At 32.3% G+C, this 12,624-nt stretch carries 11 protein-coding genes; 10 read left to right on the forward strand and 1 reads right to left on the reverse strand.

The window, feature by feature from the left end; all coding sequences use genetic code 11:
* The first annotated feature begins 138 nt into the window (after nt 1-138).
* Both GKZ86_RS22625 and GKZ86_RS22630 read left to right on the forward strand, forming a co-directional pair.
* Nucleotides 139-2,028, forward strand: a complete 1,890-nt coding sequence (locus GKZ86_RS22625) for a DEAD/DEAH box helicase (protein ID WP_230328257.1) — start codon at nt 139-141, stop codon at nt 2,026-2,028.
* On the forward strand, nt 2,021-3,220 hold the full coding sequence (locus GKZ86_RS22630) for a GIY-YIG nuclease family protein (protein ID WP_154785317.1): 1,200 nt from the start codon (nt 2,021-2,023) through the stop codon (nt 3,218-3,220). The genes GKZ86_RS22625 and GKZ86_RS22630 overlap by 8 nt, the downstream gene beginning before the upstream one ends.
* Nucleotides 3,221-3,675: 455 nt before the next feature.
* Here GKZ86_RS22630 and GKZ86_RS22635 read toward each other — a convergent pair whose 3' ends face one another.
* Nucleotides 3,676-4,032, reverse strand: a complete 357-nt coding sequence (locus tag GKZ86_RS22635) for a helix-turn-helix domain-containing protein (protein WP_154785318.1) — start codon at nt 4,030-4,032, stop codon at nt 3,676-3,678.
* Between the two features lie 104 nt (nt 4,033-4,136).
* Here GKZ86_RS22635 and GKZ86_RS22640 point away from each other — a divergent pair, with 104 nt between their 5' ends.
* The 8 genes from GKZ86_RS22640 (at nt 4,137) to GKZ86_RS22675 (ending at nt 12,603) form a co-directional block, all read left to right on the forward strand.
* Nucleotides 4,137-4,889 (forward strand): SDR family NAD(P)-dependent oxidoreductase, encoded by a 753-nt coding sequence (locus GKZ86_RS22640; RefSeq protein ID WP_154785319.1) that lies wholly within the window; start codon nt 4,137-4,139, stop codon nt 4,887-4,889.
* A 17-nt stretch (nt 4,890-4,906) separates the two neighbouring features.
* Nucleotides 4,907-5,665, forward strand: coding sequence for an SDR family NAD(P)-dependent oxidoreductase (locus tag GKZ86_RS22645; protein ID WP_154785320.1), 759 nt, complete (start codon nt 4,907-4,909; stop codon nt 5,663-5,665).
* A gap of 232 nt (nt 5,666-5,897) precedes the next feature.
* Nucleotides 5,898-6,302 (forward strand): septal ring lytic transglycosylase RlpA family protein, encoded by a 405-nt coding sequence (locus GKZ86_RS22650; RefSeq protein WP_154785321.1) that lies wholly within the window; start codon nt 5,898-5,900, stop codon nt 6,300-6,302.
* 104 nt (nt 6,303-6,406) lie between these two features.
* Complete coding sequence (locus GKZ86_RS22655) at nt 6,407-8,917, forward strand: DUF2339 domain-containing protein (protein ID WP_154785322.1); 2,511 nt, start codon at nt 6,407-6,409, stop codon at nt 8,915-8,917.
* Nucleotides 8,904-10,130: a hypothetical protein gene (locus GKZ86_RS22660; RefSeq protein WP_154785323.1), complete on the forward strand. Its 1,227-nt coding sequence runs from the start codon at nt 8,904-8,906 to the stop codon at nt 10,128-10,130. The genes GKZ86_RS22655 and GKZ86_RS22660 overlap by 14 nt, the downstream gene beginning before the upstream one ends.
* 237 nt (nt 10,131-10,367) lie before the next feature.
* On the forward strand, nt 10,368-11,135 hold the full coding sequence (locus GKZ86_RS22665) for a ParA family protein (RefSeq protein ID WP_029272236.1): 768 nt from the start codon (nt 10,368-10,370) through the stop codon (nt 11,133-11,135).
* 5 nt (nt 11,136-11,140) lie between these two features.
* Nucleotides 11,141-12,043 carry a ParB/RepB/Spo0J family partition protein gene (locus tag GKZ86_RS22670; protein WP_154785324.1) on the forward strand — a complete coding sequence of 301 codons (903 nt, stop codon included), beginning with the start codon at nt 11,141-11,143 and terminating at the stop codon, nt 12,041-12,043.
* A complete protein-coding gene (locus GKZ86_RS22675) occupies nt 12,043-12,603 on the forward strand; it encodes a DUF5683 domain-containing protein (RefSeq protein ID WP_194632528.1) in 561 nt (186 codons plus the stop codon). Before GKZ86_RS22670 ends, GKZ86_RS22675 begins: the two co-directional genes overlap by 1 nt.
* Nucleotides 12,604-12,624 lie beyond the last annotated feature (21 nt).

Here is a 12,624-nt window from a genome sequence, read left to right on the forward strand (position 1 = left end):
ATTAGGTGATCAGTTTGCTCCGAATCGAGTGATCATTTTAAACTGAAAATCTATGGTCAATTTGACCGTTTTTTCCATAATGTTACCTACGGTCAAACAGGTAAAAGTAAATCTACGAATGAATTAGGGATGCGTGAAATGCAGGCAAAAGCATATGAGTCACGAACAGCAAAATATTTATTATTAAAAGCACCCCCTGCATCAGGAAAATCACGAGCTTTAATGTTTCTTGCATTGGACAAACTAATTAATCAAGGATTAAAAAAAGCTATTGTAGCAGTGCCTGAAAGATCTATTGGGAATTCATTTGCTCCAACAGAATTAAAAAAATACGGCTTTTATGCTGATTGGGAATTGCATCAAAAATATAATTTGTGTTCTCCTGGAAGTGATAAAGCCAAGGTAAAAGCCTTTGCTGAATTTTTAAAATCAGATTCAAAAATATTAATTTGTACCCATGCTACTTTACGTTTTGCTTTTGAACGTCTGCAAGAATCTGATTTCAACAATTGCTTACTTGCTATTGATGAATTTCATCATGTTTCAGCGGATGGAGATAATATTTTAGGAAATGTGATGCGAAAGATAATGGAGAAATCTTCCGCCCATATAGTAGCAATGACAGGGTCCTATTTTCGCGGAGATAGTGTCCCAGTGCTCTTGCCAGAGGATGAAGAAAAATTCATTAAAGTTACTTATAACTATTACGATCAACTAAACGGTTACGAATATTTAAAATCGTTAGGAATAGGTTATCATTTTTATCAGGGGCGTTACTATAAAGTACAACCTGAACGTAATATGTCAGCTTTAGAAGAAATATTAAATGAGAATCTGAAAACAATTATTCATATTCCTAGTGTCAATTCAGCTGAGTCTTCCGGAGATAAATTTGAAGAAGTAAATCATGTTATAGACTGTATAGGAGAATTAGAATATCAAGATACAGAAACAGGTGTTTTATTTGTAAAAAGTAAACGTTCAGGACGTATTTTGAAAATTGCAGATTTAGTCAATGACAATCAAAAGGAAAGGGATAAAATTGTTGCTTACTTACGTGGGGTAAAAACTCCCGAAGATATTGATATGATTATTGCCTTAGGTATGGCAAAAGAAGGTTTTGACTGGCCTTTTTGCCAGCATGCTCTAACCATTGGATACAGAGGTTCTCTAACAGAAATTATCCAGATTATTGGTCGTGCAACTCGCGATAGCAATAACAAGTCACATGCCCAATTTACCAACTTAATAGCTCAACCCGATGCCGTAGATGATGATGTCCGTTTGGCAGTAAATAATATGCTCAAAGCGATAACTGCTTCTCTATTGATGGAACAAGTATTAGCTCCGAACTTCAAGTTTAAACCAATGGACGATATTGATAATGAAGGAGAAGAAGAGGATTCAGATGAAAATACCATAAAAATAAGAGGTTTTAAAAAACCGACTTCACAAAGGGCAAAAGACATAATTGAAAGTGATTTAAATGACTTAAAAGCACGTATTCTTCAAGACGACACTATGCTAAAAGCTTTACCAGGAAATTTGGAACCTGAAATAATCAACACAGTACTTATTCCAAAAATAATTCGCGAAATTTACCCTGATTTAGCAGCAGAGGATGTCGAGGCAATACGACAGTATGTAGTAGTAGATTCTGTAATTAAAAATAGTGAAGTGGAGGAACATGGGACTAAAAAATTTATACGTATGGCTGGTAGCTTTGTGAATATTGATGACATTCATATAGATTTAATAGATACTGTCAATCCGTTCCAAAAAGCGTTTGAAATTTTATCTAAAAATGTTACAACCTCTATCTTGAAATCAATTCAAGACACTATTAATATAACCAAAATTGAAATGACGGAAGAAGAAGCTATAGCTTCTTGGGAAGCGATTAAACGTTGGAAAACAAATACAGGAAAAGCACCGGACATTAATTCTTATGATTCAAAAGAACAACGATTAGCTCAAGCTTTATTAATTTTGCAAGAAGCAAAACGTAGAAAAATTCAAAATGGCTAAAAGTTTAGATGATATTTTTAATGATGATGATTTTGGTTTATTAGAATCAAAAGGGAAACAGAACTTTGTCCGAACCGACGAAGATCGTTTGATTGATTCTTTTGAGGAAATTAATTTATTTTTTGAAAAGAATAAAAGAGAGCCATCTACATCTTCGATGTCCGAATATTCTTTGTGTTCACGACTGAAAGAATTTAAAAATAATGAGCGCAAGAAAAGTATTTTAAAAGCTTTTGATCGATTTAATTTATTAGGTGATGTTGAACTTCAAATTGAAACCATTGATGATATTTTAAATGATGATTCTCTTGGTTTATTAGAAGACATAGGAGATGATTCTATTTTTGAATTTAAATACACTCCTAAAGGACCTAGTAGAGCTAACGCTGATTATATTGCACAACGAAAGTCTATGTCTGAGCGAGAATTTAAGAAATATGAAATCATGTTTCAAGAAGTTCACAAAGATTTAAAAACTGGCAAACGAAAACTACTTGATTTTTCTAATGCAGAAAATAATCTGATTGAGGGAAATTTCTATTTAGTAGATGGAATACTGGCTTATCTTGAAGTTTCTAATGCTGAAAGGACTTTAATGGAAATTAAAACGGGTGATAGGATGCGTATAGAAGGACGAACAGTTACAATATTTGAAAACGGAACTGTTTCAAACATGTTATTTAGATCGTTAGGTAAAGCCATTCAAAAAAATGGAAAAATTATTACAAACAGAGATAAAGACCTGGACAATCAATTACAGCAAAATTTTGGTGCAGTTGGTGAAGAGCATATACAAAGTGGCTGGATTTATATTTTAAAATCGAAATCAGAAAACCCAGAAATCAAAAAAATAGAAGATCTTTATAAAATAGGATTTTCTAAAAACCCAATAAAAGAGCGAATAAAAAATGCTTCAAATGAAGCTACATATTTATTTGCAGATGTAGAAATTGTTGCCTCTTACAACTGTTATAGTTTAAATGTAAAAGCTTTTGAAAGCCTTTTGCACCGTTTTTTTGCTGAGGCATGTTTAAATATTGATTTATATGATAAATCTGGGAATAGATTTATACCTAGAGAATGGTTTAAAGTTCCTTTAACAGTTATTGATGAAGTGATTGAATTGATATTAAATCAGAATATAGTTAACTACAAATATGACTTTACAAATACAAAGATTATTTTAAAATAAAACTTAATCATATTAATTGGGAAAATCAGCGTATTTGGCTACTATTTGTGAAATAAAATGACCATCTAAGTTCGGTTTAAATTTTTCATTTTTTTTACAATTAAAAATCAAATCATACCGAAAAAGTATAATCCAAAGTACAATTTATTCAATTTACAGCCTTGATAATTCACGATAGGGATTATTATATGTTTGTATTATATTGACATTTTTAATATCTTTACATCTATAAAAGTACATTGACTGACTGCAATTAAATTGATCAAGGAAACAAAGGGCTACAAGGTAAGTCATTATAAATGAGACCTATTCGGCTACCCTTTTTGGAAGAGTACTTGAGAACACCAATAAAATCAACGAATTAAGAAATAGGTAGGTCGTCCTGCCACCCCGACAAAAGTCTTTTCATTTACTTGGAAAGACTTTTTTTTTGCACAAAACTCAAACACAGAACATTATTTCCCGACAATTTCTTTTCTGTGCGTTATTCCCCAATCTGTCAGATTACTGATTATGGTTTGTAACGTATTACCGTGTTCTGTAAGTTCATATTGAACTGTTATCGGTTGTGTATCTAAAACAGTTCGTTTTACCAATTGGTTTATTTCTAATTCTTTTAATTCTTTACTCAACATTCTGTTAGAAATTCCTTCTATATCATTCAAAATATCAGAAAATCGTCTTTTACCGTAACAACAAATAGACGTGATAATAGCAATCTTCCATTTTCCATTCAGCACGTCCATTGAATCTTGAACAGCTCTCATTCTTTTCTTTTGTTCCTGTTTAAACTCTTCTATTTTACACCCCATAATGTTACTTTGTTACCTCTATGTTACTGTTATTTTTCAGTACAAAGTTACTAAAAATAACTTCCCTTATCTAACTTTGTCGCTCACAATTAAATTTAACAAAAATGAATAAATTAAAAAATAAGGTTGTCGTGATTACAGGCGGCAATAGCGGAATCGGATTTGGTATTGCTGAAGCATTTAAAAATGAAGGCGCCGCAGGAGTTATTGTCGGCAGAAATCAGAAAACCTTAGATAGTTCTGTGGCTCAACTTGGAGATGATTTTATAGCCATAAATGCAGATGTAACCAATGTTGCCGACTTAGAAAAAATATTTGCAGTAACATCTGAAAAATTTGGTAAAATAGATGTGATTGTCGCCAATGCGGGTGGCGGAATCGTAGGAACTGTAGAAAATATAGGGGAAACCGACTATGACAAGACGATGGATCTAAACCTGAAAAGTGTTTACTTCACTGTTCATAAAGCACTGCCTTATATGAATGATGGCGGTTCTATTATTCTTATCGGGTCAAACGCAGCACATCGGGCATATCCGTCATTTACATTATATGGTGCTGCAAAAGCAGCAGTAATCTATCTTGCAAAAGGATTTTCAAGCGACCTTTTAGGCAGAAGGATCAGGGCAAATGTTATAACACCGGGCACAACAGATACGCCGGCATTCGAGAAGTTTGTTCCCGCAGAACAAATTGAAGGTCTAAAAACACACTTTGCAGGTGAAATGCCGATAGGCAGGATTGGACAACCATCTGACATTGGCAAAACAGCAGTTTTTCTGGCTTCAGATGATTCTTCCTTTATGCTTGGTGCAGAACTTCTTGTTGATGGAGGTATGACCTATTTGGCTAAATAATTAAAATAATTTTCAAAATGAGTAAATTAAAAAATAAAGTTGCCGTAGTTACCGGTGCTTCAAAAGGAATAGGTGCATCTATCGCAAAACACTTTGCCAAAGAAGGCGCAAAAGTTGTAGTCAATTATGCTTCAAGCAAAGAAGGAGCTGACAAAGTAGTTAAAGAGATAACCGATAATGGAGGTACAGCCATTGCGGTACAGGCCGATGTATCGAAAGAAGCCGATGTCATCAGATTGTTTGAAGAAACAAAGAAGGCTTTTGGCACGTTGGATATTTTGGTAAATAACGCAGTTTTTCAGCAGTTCTTACCTATTGAACAAGCATCGGCAGAAGCTTTTCATCAGCATTTCAATGTCAACGTTTTAGGTCCTATACTTACTATCCAGGCATCTTTAAAACTATTTGGCAATAAAGGCGGTAATATTATCAATATCAGTTCGGGTGCAAGTAAATATCCACTCCCGGCAGCTTCATTGTACTCTGCAACTAAAGCAGCATTAGATGCCATAACGATTTCATTATCGAAAGAACTGGGCGTAAAAAACGTTCGTATCAATTCTATTTTGCCGGGCGCTACAGAAACAGAAGGTGCACATAGTGCGGGCGTCACTCCTGGCAGCGAGTATGAAAAAATGTTTATAGCAAATACACCTCTTGGTCGCAGAGGTCAGCCCGAAGATATTGCCAAAGCAGCCGTATTTCTTGCTTCTGATGATGCAGCTTGGATTACGGGAGAACAAATTTCCGTTTCGGGTGGCATGTATGGTTTTTAAATCCATAAACTAAAAAAATGAAAGACAATGCAGCGTAATTGTTGATTAACATCGGTTTCATCAATTACACACTTGTTTCAAAAGTATAAGTTTCTTTCAAATCCCTGTTTCCAAAAGAAACAGGGATTTATTTTAATATAAAAACAAAAAATGTCTTTATATACCATAAATATGACTTCAATAAAACATCAAATTTCTCGCAATTACATCTCTTTGCAAGAAAAATTGAAAAATGAAAAAAATACTATTATATATTATTTTCCTCATCTCTTTAACAGCTGTGGCACAACAAAACCAAGAACTTAAAGATCAGGATATTGAATGTAAATCATTTAGATTATATAAAGAAAATGCTCATGCTTCTTATTACCACAATAAATTTAACGGACGAAAAACAGCAAGCGGTAAAAGATTCGACAACAGTAAGCTGACTGCTGCTCATAAAAAACTCCCTTTTGGTACAATATTAAAAGTTACCAACCCGAGAAATAAAAAATATGTTATTGTAAAAGTTACAGATAGAGGTCCATTTATTAACGGAAGAGAAATTGACCTTACAGAAAAAGCTTTTATGGATATTGCTTCAAACAAAGGCAGCGGCGTGATTAAAGTAAAAATTGAAATCATGGAAAAATAATTAATTTTCCATGATTTCAATTTTAATTCTTTTTAAGCAAAAAAAACTTACCCTATCAAATTGTTATTATATTTACCAATTCATAACATCTTATTAAATACAATATGGAAGTTTTTCTTTTAGTAGTTTTATTTTGTCTTTTAATTTACGTTCTCAATACAATAAAAGGTCGTTTTGACAGTCTCGAAGACGACATTAAAAGACTTAGCAAAAAAATAGATCTTCTAAAAGTTACCGAAAAACCTATTGAAAATCTTCAGCCAACGCCAATTCCTGTTATTAAACATGAGGAAATTAAGATTACACCAGAGCAATCGAAACCAATAATTCCTGAACCACTTAAAAAAGAAGTTCCGGAAGAAAAAATAAGTGATGAAGAATTAGAAAAAATTGCTTTATCTGCAAGTATACATACTCCACCTAAACCGGTTGAGCCTAAAGTAGCTCCAAAACCTTTTGTTCCTGTTGAGCCGGAAAAATCATTCTGGGAAAATTTTAAAGAACAAAATCCGGATTTAGAAAAATTTATTGGAGAAAACCTAATCAACAAAATTGGTGTTTTAATTCTGGTTTTAGGAATTAGTTATTTTGTAAAATATGCTATCGACAAAGACTGGATCAACGAACCGGCACGTGTTGGAATTGGTGTTTTATGTGGCGTTCTTGTAATGGGAATTGCGCATAAACTCCGTAAAAATTATGCTGCTTTTAGTTCTGTTATTGTGGCGGGCGCGATTGCCATTTTTTACTTTACAATCGGAATCGCTTTTCATGATTATCATTTATTCAATCAAACTGTCGCCTTTAGTATAATGGTTGTTATAACCGCTTTTAGTGCGCTGGTTTCATTATCGTATAACCGAATCGAACTTGCCGTTCTTTCCTTAATTGGAGGTTTTGCAGTTCCGTTTATGGTCAGTACGGGCGAAGGAAATTATGTCGTTCTTTTTAGTTATATCATTATTCTGAACATCGGAATATTAGCTATCGCTTATTATAAAAAATGGAATCTTGTCAATGTTCTTGCTTACCTATTTACTGTTCTGTTATATGGCGGATGGTTGTTTAAAGACATCAGCTCCGGAAAACCACATTATGTTGGGGCGCTTTCATTTGGTTTTGCTTTCTACTTCATTTTTATTTTAATGAATATCATTAATAATATTAAATCAAAAGGAGAATTCTCAAAAACACAATTAACCATTTTAGCCAGCAATACCTTTTTGTTTTATGCCGCAGGAATGGTTATTTTAAAAGATTATCATCCCGAATACAGAGGCTTATTTACGGCAACTATAGCATTATTAAATTTGGTGTATGCTACATTTTTATATAAAAAATTCGGTTTAGACAAAAAGGCCGTTTATTTATTAATTGGATTAACGCTAACTTTTATAACACTTGCCATCCCTATTCAGTTTGAAGGCAACTATATCACATTATTCTGGGCAGCCGAAGCCGTTTTATTATTATGGCTTTCTCAAAAATCTAAAATTTCAAGCTATCGATTTGGCTCGTTAATCGTTCATATTTTAATGCTTTTTAGTCTGATTATGGATTGGAATAAATACTATAGAAGCGATTTAGCCCTAAATATCATTATTAATCCAATATTTAGCACAGGTATTTTTGCTTCATGTTCCTTATTTGCAGTTTTATATCTATTAAAAAAAGAATCACAGGAAAATTCTTCATTTAATAGCATATTTGATCCTGAAACATATAAAAACAGTTTTTTAGGAACTGGTCTTTTAATAACTTATTTAACTGGTTTATTTGAAGTTATTTATCAATCTAACAATCATATCGAAAGTATTTACAGCGCCATTTCGTTACCAATCTTGTATCATTTACTGTTTTCTATAGTATTTTCTTCATTCATCATCAAGAAAAAAACATTATCAGGATATCAAGCTGCAACCGTACTGATTGTTGTTAATATTGTTTTATTTGCATTTTGGTTTTCGAACTACCCATTTTTAGAACACAAAGAAATCATCGGTTCCGGAACCGGAAAATCAATTGCTTTTTATTTGCATTATGTTACATTGTTTATCACGGTTTATGCTGCATATCAATTGTTTCAAATTAGTAAAAAAACTGATTTGGCTTTTTTTAAAAATAAATATTTTATCTGGGTAGCTTCTTTTTTTATTATCTACATTGCCAGTTCAGAAGTTATGCTTCATGGCCTTGTATTTATGAATTCACCTGTTACAACTCAAAACATACAAGCAAGTTCTATGTATTTAAGTTACAAAAATGATTTGCCATACTTACGAGATTTCATTGCAGATGACTTTATTGATTTAGCAAGAACTAAAATAATCAAAACAGGTTTTCCTATTCTTTGGGGAGTTTTAGCATTTATATTTCTAATCGTTGGTATAAAAAAGCAAGTTAAAACACTTCGAATTATTGCTTTAAGTTTACTTGGATTAACAATCGTAAAATTATTTTTCTACGACATCAGCAACATTTCCGAAACCGGAAAAATTATATCGTTTATCCTTTTAGGAATCCTGATTTTGATCATCTCTTTTGTGTATCAAAAAATTAAAGTTTTAGTTATTGATGAAAACAAACCTACTAGTGAAACCCATGAAATTAAATAGTCTTTTTATACTTTTATTTTTAACAAACCTTTCGTTTGCCCAATTTCAAACAACGGGAAAAATAAAAGAAGTTGCAGAAAACGGTTTCCATGAAATTGTTTTGTCTCCTGAAATCAGATCATATTCTAAACAAGATTTAAGCGACATCAGAATTTTTAATGCGAAAGGAATCGAGGTTCCGTATTTTATCCAAAGTAATTCAGAAACATTATTAAGTACTTTTGAAGAATACACTATTGTTTCAAAAACAGTATCCCCAAAAAAAAGCACTTCTGTTATTGTTGCCATTCCATCCGTTAAAAACAACAACCAGCTTTCGTTATTTATTGCAAATGCCGATGTTGTAAAAAATTATTCTATATCAGGAAGCAACGATCAGACAGAATGGTTCGGAATATCAAATTCTCAAACTTTAGATAACTTAAACAGTTCATCAGAAACTAGTGTTGTAAAAACAATTTCATATCCGTTAAGCACATATAAATATTTAAAAATTGATTTTGATGATCGAAAAACACTTCCAATTAATATTTTAAAAGTTGGAAATTTTAACGCTCAGCTTCAAAAAAACATATTGCAGGAAATCAAACCTGAAAAATTCGTCAGAACTGAACTTACATCTCAAAAACAAACAGAAATTCATTTTCTTTTTGATGCGCCACAAATCATCAATCAAATTGCTTTTAAGATTTCGGAACCAACTTTTTACAAACGTAATGCTATTATTTACAAGAAAGTAAAACAACAAATAAAGCACAAATCAGAAATATACGACGAAGAAATTGTTTCATTTGAATTAAATTCAAACACAAAAAACATTTTTACAATTCCTGAAATATTCGAAAAAGATTTCTACTTAAAAATAGAAAACAAAGACAATCAGCCTTTAACAATTTCATCTGTAAAATACAGTCAAAAACCCGTTTCTGTTATTGTAGATTTAAATGCAAATGAAAAGTACAGTCTAAAAACAGGCAATAAAAACCTGAATGAACCTGAATATGATCTTTCTGATTTTAAAAATAGCATTACCGGAAAATTACCTCAAACCAACATTTACGAGATTAAACAAATTGTTTCATCGAAAAACCAAGCTGAGAAAAAATCTTTTTGGCAACAAGGATGGTTTATGTGGTTGTGTATTGTATTGGGCGGAATTACAATTTTATATTTCACGGCAAGTTTGGTTAAAGATTTAAAAGAGAAAAATTAGTTTAAATCTAAAGTGAAATTCATGTTTGTAAATTAAATTTTAACTATATTGAATTTTGAGAGCGTTTTAAAGAAAAAATAGTGCGGGTTTTCATATCTGTTTTTCCTTATTCTAAAAATTAAAATCCGCTAAACACGCACGAAACAACGGTAAATCAAAGTTTATCAAATGTTAACAAAATAGATTTTCAAAAACCATAAATAATTGTATTTTTACGGTTCAAAATTCAGAAAATAAATGGGCAAAATCATTGCGATTGCTAATCAAAAAGGAGGCGTTGGAAAGACTACTACATCTGTAAATCTTGCAGCCTCATTAGGTGTTTTAGAAAAGAAAGTATTATTGATTGATGCTGATCCTCAGGCAAATGCTACGTCTGGTCTTGGGATTGATGTAGAATCTGTTGAAATCGGTACCTATCAAATACTTGAACATAGTCACACCCCAAAAGAAACTATAGTTCAATGTTCAGCTCCAAATGTTGATGTGATACCTGCTCACATTGACCTTGTTGCCATCGAAATCGAATTGGTTGATAAAGAAAACAGAGAATATATGCTTAAAAAAGCATTAGAAAGTGTAAAAGATGAATATGATTACATCATCATCGACTGTGCGCCTTCTCTGGGATTATTAACTTTGAATGCTTTAACAGCGGCTGATTCTGTAGTTATTCCAATTCAGTGTGAATATTTTGCACTTGAAGGATTAGGGAAATTATTGAACACGATAAAAAGTATTCAAAAAATTCACAACCCGGATCTTGATATCGAAGGATTGTTACTAACAATGTACGATTCCAGATTACGTTTATCAAATCAGGTTGTAGAAGAGGTTCAAAAACACTTTAACGATATGGTTTTTGATACCGTTATTCAGCGAAATGTAAAATTAAGCGAAGCTCCAAGTTTTGGCGAAAGCATCATCAATTATGACGCAACCAGCAAAGGAGCAGTTAATTACATTAACTTAGCTCAAGAAATTATAAAGAAAAACAGTAAATAGTTTTTATGACAAAAGCAATTAAAAAACAAGCCTTAGGTAGAGGATTATCAGCATTATTAAAAGATCCGGAAAATGACATTGTATCAGTAGAAGACAAAAATGCTGACAAAGTTGTTGGAAATATTATTGAGCTTGAAATAAGTGCTATAGAAATAAATCCGTTTCAGCCTAGAAGCAATTTTAATGAAGAATCGTTACGCGAATTAGCCACTTCTATTAAAGAACTTGGTGTAATTCAACCTATTACTGTTCGTAAATTAGACTTTAATAAATATCAGTTAATTTCTGGAGAACGTCGTTTGCGTGCTTCAACTTTAGTTGGCTTAACTACGGTTCCCGCTTACATTCGTATTGCGAATGATAACGAATCATTGGTTATGGCTTTGGTTGAAAATATTCAACGTCATGACTTAGACCCAATTGAGATCGCTCTTTCTTACCAACGTTTAATTGACGAAATTCAATTAACGCAAGAACAAATGAGCGAACGTGTGGGTAAAAAACGTTCTACAATTGCTAATTATTTACGTCTTTTAAAACTTGATCCGATTATTCAAACAGGTATTCGTGACGGTTTTATTAGTATGGGACACGGCCGTGCCATCATCAATATTGAAGATTTAGATATTCAGACTGATATTTACCAAAAAATCGTAAGTCAGAATTTATCCGTTCGTGAAACAGAAACATTAGTAAAAAATTATCACGAAAGCTTAAAACCAAAAGTAGAAGGAAAACCTAAAGCTGATTCTTCATTTGTAGTTAGAGAAACACAAAAAAATACTTTCAACGACTATTTTGGTTCAAAAGTTGATATTAAAGTCGCTGGTAACGGAAAAGGAAAAATTACAATTCCTTTTAGTTCTGAAGCCGATTTTAATCGAATTATAAAATTAATAAACGGATAGTGAATAAAATTGTCCCCATAAGTCTTTTGTTCTTTCTCTTAGGAACCGTCTCTCTTTTTGCCCAGGCAAAAAAAGAAACGGTTTTGATCGCTAAAGACACTACTAAGTTAGAAGAAATAGATCCGCTTACGCCAGCAAAAGCAGCTTTTTACTCCGCAATTTTACCAGGTTTAGGTCAGGCATACAATAAAAAGTACTGGAAAATTCCATTAGTTTACGGAGCAATTGGAACCAGTTTATATTTCTACATTGACAATAACAACAAATATCGTGATTATCGTAATGCCTACAAACGAAGATTAGAAGGCTATAATAATGATAAATATGATTTTCTAGATGACAGCAGGCTTATTGCCGGGCAAAAATTCTATCAGCGAAACAGAGATTTATCAGCCTTATTTGTAGTTGCTTTTTACGCTTTAAACATTATCGACGCCAATGTTGACGCTGCTTTAATTCAGTTTAATGTAAACGAAAGATTGTCAATGAAACCTGAAATTTACCCCAACGATGTAACATTTAAACCAAATGTTGGACTAACTTTTAATTACAAGTTTTAACTAGATTTCATTTCTATTTAA

Source organism: Flavobacterium sp. LC2016-13, from assembly GCF_009707955.1.
Classification (GTDB): Bacteria; Bacteroidota; Bacteroidia; order Flavobacteriales; family Flavobacteriaceae; genus Flavobacterium.

What these genes read in the sequence shown, in the direction of transcription:
- GKZ86_RS22660 (WP_154785323.1), top strand. Translation starts at nt 8,904, where the DNA reads ATGAAATTAAATAGTCTTTTTATACTTTTATTTTTAACAAACCTTTCG.
- GKZ86_RS22635 (WP_154785318.1), bottom strand. Translation starts at nt 4,032, where the DNA reads ATGGGGTGTAAAATAGAAGAGTTTAAACAGGAACAAAAGAAAAGAATG.
- GKZ86_RS22665 (WP_029272236.1), top strand. Translation starts at nt 10,368, where the DNA reads ATGGGCAAAATCATTGCGATTGCTAATCAAAAAGGAGGCGTTGGAAAG.
- GKZ86_RS22640 (WP_154785319.1), top strand. Translation starts at nt 4,137, where the DNA reads ATGAATAAATTAAAAAATAAGGTTGTCGTGATTACAGGCGGCAATAGC.
- GKZ86_RS22670 (WP_154785324.1), top strand. Translation starts at nt 11,141, where the DNA reads ATGACAAAAGCAATTAAAAAACAAGCCTTAGGTAGAGGATTATCAGCA.
- GKZ86_RS22650 (WP_154785321.1), top strand. Translation starts at nt 5,898, where the DNA reads ATGAAAAAAATACTATTATATATTATTTTCCTCATCTCTTTAACAGCT.
- GKZ86_RS22630 (WP_154785317.1), top strand. Translation starts at nt 2,021, where the DNA reads ATGGCTAAAAGTTTAGATGATATTTTTAATGATGATGATTTTGGTTTA.
- GKZ86_RS22625 (WP_230328257.1), top strand. Translation starts at nt 139, where the DNA reads ATGCAGGCAAAAGCATATGAGTCACGAACAGCAAAATATTTATTATTA.
- GKZ86_RS22645 (WP_154785320.1), top strand. Translation starts at nt 4,907, where the DNA reads ATGAGTAAATTAAAAAATAAAGTTGCCGTAGTTACCGGTGCTTCAAAA.
- GKZ86_RS22655 (WP_154785322.1), top strand. Translation starts at nt 6,407, where the DNA reads ATGGAAGTTTTTCTTTTAGTAGTTTTATTTTGTCTTTTAATTTACGTT.